Here is a 305-nt window from a genome sequence, read left to right as displayed (position 1 = left end):
CCGTCAGTGACAATCAAGGTGTCGCCAACTTGAGTGCCAGTCGCTAGCGTCACGGTCGCGGTCACAGTGCCATCAGTACCGATCTCATCGCTGTTGAACACGCCATCGCTGCCCATGCCGCTGAACTCTACAGTCGGTGCAGGTGCCATGGTGGCATCAACAGGTTGTGTATCAGTGGCGGTTGCAGATGGGTTGCCGGCGATATCAATCACTTGCGCCGTAACATCAACATCAGTTGCGCCTGCAGTGACAGGGACTTCAACGTCAAAGCCGTTGTCGAGCATGTCTTGAGTGACAGGGCCATT

1 protein-coding gene is annotated in these 305 nt (G+C 55.7%); it reads right to left on the bottom strand.

Going from position 1 to position 305, the window contains the following annotated elements; all coding sequences use genetic code 11:
• Nucleotides 1–305 (bottom strand): hypothetical protein (locus H5202_RS23765; RefSeq protein WP_220494002.1); only part of this gene is annotated, 305 nt, incomplete at both ends.

The organism is Shewanella sp. SG41-4, assembly GCF_014164505.1.
Taxonomy (GTDB): Bacteria; Pseudomonadota; Gammaproteobacteria; order Enterobacterales; family Shewanellaceae; genus Shewanella.
The sequence above is the reverse complement of the archived record's forward strand: the minus strand, read 5'-3'. Positions and strand labels throughout refer to the sequence as shown.